Raw genomic sequence first — 12,193 nt, 5'->3', positions numbered from 1 at the left:
CAATTCGCGGGGCGAGGGAGGCCAGAGGGAAAGTTCGGCTCCCGGGAGAGCACGGCATAAGCCGTCCGACCATCGCGCAGGGAAGGCCGTGTGTTGGGCTTCACCTGTATGCCGCTGTGCAGTTCTTTTGCGCTACATGCGCACAGCGGACCGTGGGTGCCAGCCGGCGCCCGGCCTTCCCTGCGCCCTCTGTTTGAAGAGGGAGGCGGAATGCAAGCAAAGCTCGGGCGAAGTGGGCCGCGAGGATGCGAAGGTGTGTCTGCGATTGAGATGTGAGTTGGAGGGGGCGGTGAAGTCGCTCGCTCCGTCATTGCGAGGAGCCCTTGCGACGAAGCAATCCAGTCTGCCACCGCGGGGACATTCTGGATTGCTTCGCTGCGTTCGCAATGACGAGGAGGAGAGAGTGTGCGCCAAACTCCGCACTCGTGCCCCGGACGCAGCGCAGCGCTCTTGCGGTGCGCTGCAGAGCCGGGGCCCATATAGCCGCAGTCCGTAGGATGGGTAGAGCGAAGCGAAACCCATCGCTCACTCTTCCCGGAAGGAGCCTGATGATGGGTTTCGCTACGCTCTACCCATCCTACAAGTCCATCCTCTCACACTTCCCGCCGGCTCAGGAACGCCAGCCGCTCGAACAGATGCACGTCCTGCTCGTTCTTGAGCAGCGCGCCGTGCAGCGGCGGGATCAGTTTGCGCGGGTCGCGTTCGCGCAGCTGCTCGACGCTCATGTCTTCGTTGAGCAGCAGCTTCAGCCAGTCGAGCAGCTCCGAGGTGGACGGCTTCTTCTTCAGCCCCGGGACCTCGCGCACCTCGAAGAAGATGCGCAGCGCTTCTTCCACGAGGCGCTTCTTGATGCCGGGGAAGTGGACGTCGACGATGCGGCCCATCGTGTCGGCATCGGGGAACTTGATGTAGTGGAAGAAGCAGCGGCGCAGGAACGCGTCGGGCAGCTCCTTCTCGTTGTTGGAGGTGATCATCATGATCGGGCGCTGCTTGGCCTTGATCGTCTCGCCGGTCTCGTAGACATGGAATTCCATGCGGTCGAGCTCGAGCAAGAGGTCGTTGGGGAATTCGATGTCGGCCTTGTCGATCTCGTCGATCAGCAGCACCGGGCGCTGCTCGGCGGTGAAGGCTTCCCACAGCTTGCCGCGCTTGATGTAGTTCTTGATGTCGGACACGCGGGCATCGCCGAGCTGGCTGTCGCGCAGGCGCGACACCGCGTCGTATTCGTAGAGGCCCTGCTGCGCCTTGGTGGTGGACTTGATGTGCCAGGTCAGCAGCGGCGCGTTCAGCGCCTTCGCCACTTCCTCGGCCAGCACGGTCTTGCCGGTGCCGGGCTCGCCCTTGATGAGGAGCGGGCGCTCGAGCACGATCGAGGCGTTGACGGCGACCTTGAGATCGTCGGTCGCAACATAATCCTTGGTGCCGGTAAATTTCATTGCGCGTCCTTGTTGGTCGTCATCCCGGGCATTTGCCAATGTCATGGCCCGGTCGCGACATGGGAACGGCCGCGCTTGGCGGCCGTTCCTGGTTCGGTCAGGCTTTCAGACCCGTCTTATCAGCGAAAGGATGACCAGCACAATCACCGCGCCGATCGTGGAATCCACGATGGAGCCGACCGTGCCGGTGGCCAGTGCGATATGCAGCTGCGGCAGCACCCAGCTTGCGACCAGCGCGCCGATGATGCCGACGACGATGTTGCCGATCAGCCCAAATCCCGCCCCATGGACAATCTTGCCGGCAAGCCAGCCGGCGATCGCGCCGATGATGAGTGCTGCGAGAATTCCCATTGCAAACGTCCCCAAAACAACCCCGTGAGGCCCCCAATTCTAGTGCAAAAAGCCTCCCGGTCCAGCGCAGAGCGCCGGGCTCCGCCTCTTGACGTTCGCCGGCCGACGGGCAATCTGTCACCCATGTTCCTGCAATTCTTCACCTCTCTGCGCGATGCGCAGGTCCCCGTGACGCTGCGCGAATACCTCACGCTGATGGAGGCGCTCGACGCTGACCTTGCGGACTATACGGTCGAGAACTTCTACTATCTGTCGCGCGCCTCGCTGGTGAAGGACGAGCGCAATCTCGACAAGTTCGACCGCGTCTTCGGCTCGGTGTTCAAGGGGCTGGAAAGCCTGCTCGACGCCATGGAGAAGGCGGAGATCCCCGAGGAGTGGCTGAAGAAGCTCGCCGAGAAGTACCTCACCGAGGAAGAGAAGAAGCAGATCGAGGCCATGGGCTGGGACAAGCTCATGGAGACCCTGAAGAAGCGCCTCGAGGAGCAGAAGGGGCGGCACCAGGGCGGCTCGAAATGGATCGGCACGGCCGGCACCTCGCCGTTCGGCGCCCACGGCTACAATCCCGAGGGCGTGCGCATCGGCCAGGAGAAGAACCGCAACAACCGCGCCGTGAAGGTGTGGGACAAGCGCGAGTTCAAGGATCTCGACGGCAATGTCGAGCTCGGCATCCGCAACATCAAGGTGGCGCTGCGCCGCCTGCGCAAGTTCGCGCGCACCGGCGCGCCGGACGAGCTCGATCTCGACACCACCATCCGCGAGACCGCCAATCACGGCTATCTCGACGTGCACATGCGCCCCGAACGGCGCAATGCGGTGAAGCTGCTGGTGTTCTTCGACATCGGCGGCTCGATGGACGCGCATATCGAGCAGGTCGAAGAGCTGTTCTCGGCGGCGAAGAGCGAGTTCAAGCACATGGAGTATTTCTACTTCCACAACTGCCTCTATGAAGGCGTGTGGAAGCAGAACAAGCGCCGCTTCACCGACCGCACGCCGACCTGGGACGTGCTGCACAAATACCCGCACGACTACAAGGTCGTGTTCGTCGGCGACGCCTCGATGTCGCCTTACGAGATCATGGTGCCCGGCGGCTCGGTCGAGCACGTCAACGAGGAGCCCGGCTCGATCTGGCTCGACCGCATCATCCACACCTATCCGCATGCGGTGTGGCTGAACCCGGTGCAGCAGAAGCACTGGGACTATTCGGAATCGACCACCATCATCAAGCGCATCTTCACCAACCGCATGTACCCGATCACGATCGAGGGTCTCGAAGCTGCGATGAAGGAATTGACGCACTAGCTGCGAGCGCGGCCGACAAGAGGGAGAAACACATGCCCCAAAACATCACCCGCGGCATCAAGGCGCTGATCGACGAGGCCAATGCCGAGATCGAGACGCTTAACGCCAAGGACGCGATCGAGATCTCCAAGAACGGCGACGTCGTCATCGTCGACATCCGCGATCCCCGCGAGATCGAGCGCGACGGCCGCATCCCCGGCGCCTTCGCCTGCACCCGCGGCATGCTCGAATTCTGGATCGATCCGCAGAGCCCCTACGCGAAACCGGTCTTCCAGGAGGACAAGAAGTTCGTCTTCCATTGCGCCGGGGGCCTGCGCTCCGCGCTCGCGGCCAAGACCGCGCAGGACATGGGCCTCAAGCCCGTCGCCCACATCGCCGGCGGCTATGCCGCCTGGCGCGACGCCGGCGGCCCGACGGAAGCGTGGGAGCCGAAGAAGAAGGGGTGAGGCGAATACCGCGCCTACCACACACTCCGTCATGGCCGGGCAAAAGCGCGAAGCGCGCCTTCGCGCTAGATGTCCCGGCCATCCACGTTCTGACCCGCAGGCCGACGGACGTGGATGCCCGGGACAAGCCCGGGCATGACGACTGAGAAAGCCGCCAGAGAGTACATCAATGACTGACACCGCCACCGACCCTCTCGTCTCCACCGAATGGCTCGCCGCCCACATCAACGACGCCAACGTCAAGGTGCTCGACGCCAGCTTCAAGCTGCCGGGCGTGCTGCCGCTGCCGAAGGACGACTATCTCGCCGCGCATCTGCCGGGCGCGGCGTTCTTCGACGTCGATGCGGTGTCGGATCATTCCAACCCGCTGCCGCACATGTATCCGAGCGCCGAGCAGTTCGGCCGCGACATCGGCAATCTCGGCATCTCCAACGCCGACACCGTCGTGCTCTACGATGCCGGCGGCTGGGTCGCTGCTCCCCGCGCATGGTGGATGTTCCTGGCTTTCGGCCACGCCAATGTGCGCATCCTCAATGGCGGCCTGAAGAAGTGGCGTGCCGAGGGGCGCGCGACCGAGAGCGGCGAGGTGAAGCCGAAGCCGGCGACCTTTAGGGCGAGCTACGATGCCAAACGCGTGCGCAGCATGCAGCAGCTCGTCGCCAACGTCGAAACCCGCGCCGAGCAGGTGATCGACGCGCGCGCCGCCGACCGTTTCGAGGGTCGCGCGCCCGAGCCGCGGGCGGGCATCCGCTCCGGTCACATCCCCGGCGCGCGCAACGTGCCCTACAACCAGCTGTTCGATGCCGCGACCGGCGAGATGAAGCCGCTCCAGGATCTGCGCGCCGCCTTCACCGGCGCCGGCGTCAAGCTCGATGCCCCGATCGTGACGAGTTGCGGCTCCGGCGTCTCCGCCGGCGTGCTGACGCTCGCGCTGTATCGCCTGGGCGTCACCGACACCGCGCTCTACGACGGCTCGTGGTCGGAATGGGGCCAGGAAAAAGGCCCGCCGATCGCGACGGGCCCGGCGTGAGATGAACATTGGAGGCGTTACGGCCTCCACAACGTCATGGCCGGGCTTGTCCCGGCCATCCACGTCTTGGCGCGCGGTACGAAGAACGTGGATGCCCGGGACAAGCCCGGGCATGACGACCTGCTGTGAACGATTGCCCGGCCGCAAGCGGGGAGAGGTGAAGAAAGATCACCGCGCCCGCGCGGTCGTCGCAAATGTCTGCGGCTGTCCGAACGGATCGAGCTGCTGCTGCAACTGCTGAGGCGGCGGACGGCGTACCACGCGGTGCCGCTTCTTCGCCTTTGCCTTCTTGGCCGCCTTGTCGTCGGCCTTGCTGCTGTCCGCCTTGGCCTTCGGCGGCGCATCCTTGGCGGTCGTGGTGGCGGGCGCATTCAGCGCCGCCAGCCTGGCCGCGGCGACGTCGAGTGCGGCGGTAGCGAGGGAGACATCGGCGCCGGCCGGGGCCGGTTCGCTGGTGGTCGCGGCTGGCTTCGCATCGATCGACGCCGTGGTGTCGGCCGGGGTGAGCGTATCGCTAGGCGCTACGGCTTCCACCGTCGCGTCGGTCGCGGTGGCCTCAGCCCTGCTGGCCTCAGTCTTGGCCGGTTCGGCGGACGAAGCGTCAGCCGGGGCTTCGGTGACCTGCGGCTGAGCGTCGGCCTCGGTGGTCAGCGCGGCGACCTGGTCAGGCCCGCTCGCCGGCAGTCCGATGGTCGGCACCTGGTCGCGCAGGTTCGGCGCGGGCTCGGCGATATCAGGCTCGGCGCGCAAGACCGCGAGCACTGGCTGGGCCGGCTCGGAGGCTTGCGCGAACACCTGCTCCCGCGGGCCGTTCCGCCAGTAAGGGGCGCTGACATACTGCTCGTGCGTCGCCCGCAGCAGCGCTGCGGCGCCCAGGCCGAACACCAGGATGGAGGTAGACAGCACGATCGCGGCAAACAGGAAGCGAAAGCCGGGAAGCATCGGACGGGTTACGAATTTCCGCCCCGGCGGTGTGGAGGCCAGGGCCCAAGAGCCATCTGAACGCGGTGACGGTACAGCTTGCCGCGTTCGCCACGCGGGAATCGGAGCTCAACGCGGCGGCGAATCAGGCTGATTCGAACATATCGCAACGATTCAGCGTCATTCCCTAAAAATCGGGGCCGAAGCTCCGGCAATTGGGGGCACGATGCGATTTCCGTCCCGTGATGCAACGGGGCAACGGTAGTCTTGCGGATCACAAATCGGCCAATCCGGCGCAAATAAGCCCGATATGTCTTGAATGTGCCGCTATCTTCGGCCATCTGGCCGTTAACGGTCCGGACGGGGCCCCGGGGCTATATAAGAGCGATGATGATCAAACATTTTCTGACGATATGCGCTGCCGCAACAGTCGCTGCGGCGGGAACCTCGCTCGCACAGGCGCAGAGCTATCCGGTCCAGCAGGTGCCGAGCTATGGCGCCCCGGCCGAATACCGCCCCGGTGATCGCACGCCGAATTTCGACGCGCTGGAAGATGACGACGACGCGATGCCGCAGGCCGCGCTGCCGCCGCCCGGTCCCGTCGACGATCCGCGCTACGGCCGCCCGGCCGGCGCGCCCCCGGTCTATTCCGCCGCCCCGCCGCAGGGGCCGGTGATGTCGCCGGATGATCCCCGTTATGGCCGCCCCGCAGGCGCTCCGCCGGTCTACTCCGCCGCCCCGTCGCAGGGGCCGGTGATGTCGCCCGATGATCCCCGCTACGGCCGCCCCGCCGGCCCGCCGCCGGTGATCTACGCCAATCGTCCGGGTCAGCAGGGACAGGCTCCGGCCAGTGACGGTCTGCGTCCGCCGGAGGCCGTCGGTGGTCCCGCCGCGACCGGTACGGTCCAGGCTGGACAGCCGCCCGTCGGCGCCGATGGCCGGCCGATGACGGTTGCCTCGCTGCCGCCCGAGGAGCAGCCTGATGCGGCCCCGGCGCAACTCGCGCCGAACCTGCGCCGCCAGGAAGTCTCCTTCCAGACCAAGGAGCCGGCCGGCACGCTCGTGGTCGATACCCCCAACACCTACCTCTATTACGTCCTCGGCGGCGGCCGCGCGATCCGCTACGGCGTCCGCGTCGGCCGTGACGGCTTCACCTGGACCGGTGTGCAGAAGATCACCCGCAAGGCGGAGTGGCCGGATTGGCATCCGCCGACGGAGATGATCGAGCGCCAGCCCTATCTGCCGCGCTTCATGGCCGGTGGCCCCGGCAATCCGCTCGGCGCCCGTGCGATGTATCTCGGCTCGACCGTCTACCGCATCCACGGCACCAACCAGCCTTCGACCATCGGCAAGTTCGTGTCGTCGGGCTGTATCGGCATGCTGAACGAGGACGTCTCGGACCTGTTCGACCGCGTCAAGGTCGGCACCCGCGTCGTGGTGATGCCGGGCGGCCCGCCGCCGGGAACGGCGACCGCCTCGGCTGCGCCGGTGCCCGGTCCTGCTGCTGCTGGTCCGGCTCCGATGGCCGCCCAGGCCGGCCCCGTTCCGGGCACCCAGCCGACGGTGGTGCCGCCGCTGCCCGCGCCGGTCACCGTGCGCTAAGGGCTTCGAGCCAGATCAAATTGCGAAGGGCGTGCCGTCGGCACGCCCTTTTCGTTTTCAGGCCAGCTTGCGCGGCAGCTCGCCGCCCTTGGTAAAGGCGTCGATTGAATCGACCATCTGGCCGTAATGGATGCGCAAGCCGTCCTCGGTGGCGTAGCCGAGATGCGGCGTCAGCACGAGATTGTCGAGCTTGCGGAAGGGATGGTCGACCGGCAGCGGCTCGACCGCGAACACGTCGATGCCGGCGCCCGCGATCTTCTTCTGCTGCAACGCTTCGAGCAGGGCCTGTTCGTCCACGATCGGCCCGCGCGCGGTGTTGACGAGGAAGGCGGTCGGCTTCATCCGTGCGAGGTCCGCACGGCCCACGAGACCGCGCGAGCGGTCGCTCAGCACGACATGGATGGTGACAATGTCGGCCTTGGCGAACAGCTCCTCCTTGGTGGCGTAGCCGACGCCGGCGGCCGCGCACTTCTCCGGCGTGAGGTTCGGGCTCCAGGCGATCACGTTCATGCCGAACGCCTTGGCGATGCCTGCCATCTTGGTGCCGAGCTTGCCGAGCCCGATGACGCCGAGCGTCATTCCCTCGATCTCGACGCCGGCAAAGGTCTGCCAGGGCTCGCCGGCATGCATGCGCGCATTCTCGCGGCCGATGCCCCGGGTCAGTTCCAGGATCAGGCCCATGGTCAGCGGCGCCGTGGGATCGCGCGTATATTGCGTGCCGCCGATGACGACACCGCGTCCCTTCGCAGCTTCCATGTCGATCGACGCGTTGCGCATGCCGGAGGTCAGCAGCAGCTTCAGCTTGGGCAGCTTGTCGAACAGGCTCTTGGGGAACGCCGTGCGCTCGCGCATCGCGCAGATGATCTCGAAATCGGCCAGTGCGCTCGCCGCGGCGGCTTCCGAGGCGAAGGGATGGCTGAACACGGTGACATCGACACGGTCCGACAGTTTCGGCCAGTCGGCGACGTCGAGGGCGAGGTTGAAATAGTCGTCGAGAATTGCGCAGCGCAGCCGGCTCATCAGCGTTCTTCCAGGACCAGGGTTGATGGCGAGAATGACGGCGCGAGGCGGTGCGCCATCGTCGGAACCTGGCCATGGTTGCGCGCAATCAGCCTCGCGCGCAAGCAGCTGGTGTCTTCAAAAATGCGATAGCAGGGAGCCGCTTAGAGGTCGCGGGGCTTCAGCCGGATCGGCGCATCCATGCCATGCTTGGCGCGCCAGGCGGGGCCGGGGCCGCGCATGTAGTGCAGCTCGGGCCGATAGGGGTTGAAGGCAGTCGCGAAGAAGCGCTTCCAGAAGCCCTTGATCTCCGACACGAGTCCGGACGCGTTCCCGGCGTCGGCCGGAACGGGAAATGAGTGGGTCTCGATCAGAGCCATGGTCGGCCTCGCTGTGCTCCCGTTCATTCTGAGCGGGTGGCGCTGTTTCCGCGCGAAACCGAGCTTTGGCCTGATTTATTAAAAGATAGTTTCAATTGTCCGGATTGGGGTCCGGATGGTGTCCGTCCCGTATTCATCCGTGGTGAACGGAGGGAAAACGTTGCCCTTTGGGGGCGGGATCGTTACATCGGCGGCAAGCAAATCTCCTCAAATCGAAGGTATTCGGGACCGATGGCGCGCCAGTTCATCTATTTCATGCAGGGCCTGACCAAGAGCTACCCGACCCGGAAGGTGCTCGATAACATCCATTTGAGCTTCTACCCGGACGCCAAGATCGGCGTGCTCGGCGTCAACGGCTCGGGCAAGTCGACGCTGCTCAAGATCATGGCGGGCCTCGACAAGGAGTACAACGGCGAGGCCTGGGTCGCCCAGGGCGCCCGCGTCGGCTATCTCGAGCAGGAACCGCATCTCGATCCGGCGCTCTCCGTGCGCGAGAACGTCATGCTGGGCGTCGCCAAGCAGAAGGCCATCCTCGATCGCTACAACGAGCTGGCGATGAACTATTCCGAGGAAACCGCCGACGAGATGACCAAGCTGCAGGACGAGATCGAGGCCCAGGGCCTCTGGGATCTCGACAGCAAGGTCGACCAGGCCATGGACGCGCTGCGCTGTCCGCCCGACGATGCCGACGTCACGAAACTCTCCGGCGGTGAGCGCCGCCGCGTCGCGCTGTGCCGGCTGCTGCTCGACCAGCCCGAACTGCTGCTGCTGGACGAGCCGACCAACCATCTCGATGCCGAGTCGGTGTCGTGGCTGGAAGGCCATCTGCGCACCTATCCCGGCGCGATCCTGATCGTCACCCACGATCGCTACTTCCTCGACAACGTCACGAGCTGGATTCTCGAGCTCGACCGCGGCAAGGGCATTCCCTACGAGGGCAACTACTCGTCCTGGCTGGTGCAGAAGCAGAAGCGCCTCGAGCAGGAGGGGCGCGAGGACGCCGCGCATCAGAAGACGATTGCCCGCGAGCAGGAATGGGTCGCGTCCTCGCCGAAGGCACGCCAGGCCAAGTCGAAGGCGCGCTACCAGCGCTACGAGGAGCTGCTCAAGCAGGCGAGCGAGAAGCAGACCCAGACGGCACAGATCATCATCCCCGTCGCCGAGCGGCTCGGTGCCAACGTGGTCGATTTCGAAGCGCTCAGCAAAGGCTATGGCGATCGCTTGCTGATCGACGATCTCACCTTCAAGCTGCCGCCCGGCGGCATCGTCGGCGTGATCGGTGCCAACGGCGCCGGCAAGACCACGCTGTTCAAGATGATCACCAAGCAGGAAACGCCGGACAAGGGCACGATCACGGTCGGCGAAACCGTGCATCTCGGCTATGTCGACCAGTCGCGCGACGCGCTCGACGGCAACAAGAATGTGTGGGAGGAAATCTCCGGCGGCAACGAGCTGATCCTGCTCGGCAAGAAGGAAGTGAATTCGCGCGGCTACTGCTCGTCGTTCAACTTCAAGGGCGCCGACCAGCAGAAGAAGGTCGGTGCGCTCTCGGGCGGTGAACGCAACCGCGTGCACCTCGCCAAGATGCTGAAGTCCGGCGCCAACGTCCTGCTGCTCGACGAACCGACCAACGACCTCGACGTCGACACGCTGCGCGCGCTCGAAGAGGCACTGGAGGATTTCGCCGGCTGCGCCGTCATCATCAGCCACGATCGCTGGTTCCTCGACCGCATCGCGACCCACATCCTGGCCTTCGAAGGCGACAGCCACGTCGAATGGTTCGAAGGCAACTTCCAGGACTACGAGAAGGACAAGATGCGCCGGCTCGGCCAGGACAGCATCATTCCGCATCGCGTGAAGTACAAGAAGCTGACGCGGTGACGGCGGCATGATGCGGCGGGCGCTCATCGCTGCGGTGATCGCGGTCACCTGCGGCTGGTCGTCCGCCCGTGCCACTGATGCGGCCTTCACGCAGTTCATCGCCTCGCTCTGGCCTGAGGCGCAAGAGGCCGGCGTCTCGCGCGCGACGTTCGACCGGGAAACGCGCGGGCTCGAGCCCGACTACAAATTGCCCGATCTGATCCTGCCGGGACGACCCGCGACTGGCGCGCCGTCGCAGGCCGAGTTCGTGCAGGTGCCGGCGGACTACGTCAAGGAAGCCTCGATCGCGCGGCTCGCGGGCGAGGGGCAGCGCCTGCTGCAAAAGTATCGCCCTGCGCTGACCGAGATCGAGAAGAGCTCCGGCGTGCCCGCGACCGTCATGCTCGCAATCTGGGGCCGCGAGACCGACTATGGCCGCTACACGCTTCCCTATGACCTCGTGCGCGTGCTGGCGACGCAGGCCTATGTCGGCCGCCGCAAGGACCAGTATCGCAACGAGTTCATCCTCTCGCTGAAGATCCTCGGCGAGGGCGTGGTGACGCGCAAGGACATGCGCTCGTCCTGGGCCGGCGCCACGGGCCTCACGCAGTTCCTGCCGTCCGAATATTACAAGCACGGCGTCGATTTCGACCGCGACGGCCGCATCGACATCTGGCACTCGGTGCCGGATGCGCTGGCCTCGGCCGCGCAGCAGCTCGTCAACAAGGGCTGGCAGAGCGGCGTGCGCTGGGCCTACGAGGTGCAGGCGCCTGCGAAAGTCGATTGCACTACAGGCGTGCCGGAGGTGACCAAGCCGATCAGCCAGTGGCTGCGCGAAGGCTTTGTGCCGGTGCGCGGGCAGAAGCTCAGCGCCGCTGAACAGGCCCAGCCGGCCTCGCTGTTGCAGCCGGAAGGCATCTACGGTCCGTCGTTCCTGACGACGAAGAACTACTTCGTCATCAAGGAATACAATTTCTCCGACCTCTATGTGCTGTTCGTCGGTCATCTCAGCGACCGCATGACGAGCCCGCTGCCGTTCGCGACATCGTGGGCGGCTTCGAAGCAGCTGCGCACGAAAGACGTCGAGACCATGCAGCGCGGGCTCACGCGCGTCGGGCTCTACAAGGACAAGATCGACGGCAAGGCGGGCATGCAGACGCGTGCCGCGCTCGGCGCTTATCAGAAGTCGGCTGGCCTGAAGGTCGATTGCTGGCCGAGCGAGGACGTGCTGCGCTCGATCCAGGCCGCGCGTTAAGGCCCTCCACAAAAGAAAAAGCCCGGCCGAGAGTATCGGCCGGGCTTCGATCGTGGCGCCGAGGGGCGCCGTGCGATCAGATCAGTAGCAGACGCGAACCGGGCGGCTGACCCAGCCGTAGCCGTCCCAATAGCGCTCACGGCGCCAGTAGCAGGGCGCGGGCGGCGGGGGCTCGGCAACGTAAACGGGGCCGCCATAGGCGGGACGGCTCGAGGCGATTGCGCCGCCGACGATGGCGCCGCCGATCAGGCCGGCTGCGATGCCGGCGCCGACGCCGTCATGGGCCTTTGCAGACGGGGTGGCGGTCACCAGCGAACCGGCAACCGTCGCAACCGTGAGGGCGGCAACGATAGTCTTCTTCATGCTCTTGGCTCTCCTGGGAGATGGGTTCCTCTTGTTAGAGGCGCCCGGGTTTCAAAGGTTCACGCACACTCTGATGGAATTGTCCTTGCGGCTAGGAAGCGCGCAAATGGTCAATCCACGGTAAACGCACACGGAGCTGTGACGAGAAAAAGCGGTCTTTTTCGGGCCCCGAGATGAACGGCGCCCCCGTAGTGCACCGGCCCAAGCAACTGCTTGCGGCGAAGCGACTCAAATGAAGCGGATGACGGCGC

Annotated in this window: 12 protein-coding genes; 6 read left to right on the top strand and 6 right to left on the bottom strand. The window is 65.5% G+C overall.

What is annotated here, in order from left to right; all coding sequences use genetic code 11:
* Nucleotides 1–593: 593 nt before the first annotated feature.
* Together A7X65_RS23890 and A7X65_RS23885 are read right to left on the bottom strand one after the other, a co-directional pair.
* Nucleotides 594–1,436: an AAA family ATPase gene (locus A7X65_RS23890; RefSeq protein WP_008140272.1), complete on the bottom strand. Its 843-nt coding sequence runs from the start codon at nt 1,434–1,436 to the stop codon at nt 594–596.
* Nucleotides 1,437–1,541: 105 nt separating this feature from the next.
* Nucleotides 1,542–1,787, bottom strand: a complete 246-nt coding sequence (locus A7X65_RS23885) for a GlsB/YeaQ/YmgE family stress response membrane protein (RefSeq protein ID WP_063689556.1) — start codon at nt 1,785–1,787, stop codon at nt 1,542–1,544.
* 123 nt (nt 1,788–1,910) lie between these two features.
* Here A7X65_RS23885 and A7X65_RS23880 point away from each other — a divergent pair, with 123 nt between their 5' ends.
* From A7X65_RS23880 to sseA, 3 genes are all read left to right on the top strand, one after another.
* A complete protein-coding gene (locus A7X65_RS23880; protein WP_063689553.1) occupies nt 1,911–3,086 on the top strand; it encodes a vWA domain-containing protein in 1,176 nt (391 codons plus the stop codon).
* A gap of 32 nt (nt 3,087–3,118) precedes the next feature.
* Nucleotides 3,119–3,532, top strand: a complete 414-nt coding sequence (locus A7X65_RS23875; RefSeq protein ID WP_028145610.1) for a rhodanese-like domain-containing protein — start codon at nt 3,119–3,121, stop codon at nt 3,530–3,532.
* 169 nt (nt 3,533–3,701) lie between these two features.
* The gene (sseA, locus tag A7X65_RS23870; RefSeq protein ID WP_063689551.1) at nt 3,702–4,562 is read left to right on the top strand and encodes a 3-mercaptopyruvate sulfurtransferase; all 861 of its coding nucleotides are present in this window, start codon (nt 3,702–3,704) and stop codon (nt 4,560–4,562) included.
* A gap of 168 nt (nt 4,563–4,730) precedes the next feature.
* Here the strand turns inward: sseA and A7X65_RS23865 are convergent, their stop codons facing one another.
* Nucleotides 4,731–5,504 carry a hypothetical protein gene (locus A7X65_RS23865; protein ID WP_063689549.1) on the bottom strand — a complete coding sequence of 258 codons (774 nt, stop codon included), beginning with the start codon at nt 5,502–5,504 and terminating at the stop codon, nt 4,731–4,733.
* Between the two features lie 369 nt (nt 5,505–5,873).
* On the opposite strand from A7X65_RS23865, the gene A7X65_RS23860 reads away from it, so the two are divergent.
* Entirely contained in the window at nt 5,874–7,085 is a 1,212-nt protein-coding gene (locus A7X65_RS23860; RefSeq protein ID WP_063689548.1) for a L,D-transpeptidase family protein, read from the top strand.
* A gap of 57 nt (nt 7,086–7,142) precedes the next feature.
* Here the strand turns inward: A7X65_RS23860 and A7X65_RS23855 are convergent, their stop codons facing one another.
* Together A7X65_RS23855 and A7X65_RS23850 are read right to left on the bottom strand one after the other, a co-directional pair.
* Entirely contained in the window at nt 7,143–8,105 is a 963-nt protein-coding gene (locus A7X65_RS23855; protein WP_063689546.1) for a D-2-hydroxyacid dehydrogenase family protein, read from the bottom strand.
* A 143-nt stretch (nt 8,106–8,248) separates the two neighbouring features.
* Nucleotides 8,249–8,464: a hypothetical protein gene (locus A7X65_RS23850; protein WP_063689544.1), complete on the bottom strand. Its 216-nt coding sequence runs from the start codon at nt 8,462–8,464 to the stop codon at nt 8,249–8,251.
* A gap of 231 nt (nt 8,465–8,695) precedes the next feature.
* On the opposite strand from A7X65_RS23850, the gene ettA reads away from it, so the two are divergent.
* Together ettA and A7X65_RS23840 are read left to right on the top strand one after the other, a co-directional pair.
* Nucleotides 8,696–10,345, top strand: a complete 1,650-nt coding sequence (gene ettA / locus A7X65_RS23845) for an energy-dependent translational throttle protein EttA (protein WP_063689542.1) — start codon at nt 8,696–8,698, stop codon at nt 10,343–10,345.
* Between the two features lie 7 nt (nt 10,346–10,352).
* Nucleotides 10,353–11,579: a lytic murein transglycosylase gene (locus A7X65_RS23840; RefSeq protein WP_063689539.1), complete on the top strand. Its 1,227-nt coding sequence runs from the start codon at nt 10,353–10,355 to the stop codon at nt 11,577–11,579.
* Between the two features lie 81 nt (nt 11,580–11,660).
* Here the strand turns inward: A7X65_RS23840 and A7X65_RS23835 are convergent, their stop codons facing one another.
* Entirely contained in the window at nt 11,661–11,942 is a 282-nt protein-coding gene (locus A7X65_RS23835) for a hypothetical protein (protein ID WP_063689537.1), read from the bottom strand.
* Nucleotides 11,943–12,193 lie beyond the last annotated feature (251 nt).

It is taken from the genome of Bradyrhizobium stylosanthis, assembly GCF_001641335.1.
Classification (GTDB): domain Bacteria; phylum Pseudomonadota; class Alphaproteobacteria; order Rhizobiales; family Xanthobacteraceae; genus Bradyrhizobium; species Bradyrhizobium stylosanthis.
This window is presented reverse-complemented; position numbering and strand designations above follow the sequence as displayed.